The 267-nt window shown below is 34.8% G+C and carries 1 pseudogene; it reads right to left on the bottom strand.

The features are described 5' to 3' along the window. Positions 1 to 267 (bottom strand): annotated as a pseudogene (locus tag U860_RS32385) (peptigoglycan-binding protein LysM); the annotation flags it as partial.

The raw sequence follows: 267 nt of genomic DNA, 5'->3' as shown, positions 1-267 counted from the left end.
ATCCATTATTGGCATTATGTTTGGCATTTGGTCGTTATCCATTATCGGCATTATGTTTGGTGGTTGATTGTTATCCAGCATCGGCATTATATTTGGCACTTGAATATTTGGCGGTATTACTTGCGGGATAACAACATTTTCTTTTGATACGTTTGGTGATACTATGTTTCCTATATTTTCTTTCTTCACTTGTGGTGATACTATATTTCCTACATTTTCTTTCTTTACTTGCGGCGATACATTCCCTATATTTTCTTTCTTCACTTG

Origin of the sequence: Bacillus sp. H1a (assembly GCF_000633475.1) — a bacterium.
Classification (GTDB): Bacteria; Bacillota; Bacilli; order Bacillales; family Bacillaceae_G; genus Bacillus_A; species Bacillus_A paramycoides.
This window is presented reverse-complemented; position numbering and strand designations above follow the sequence as displayed.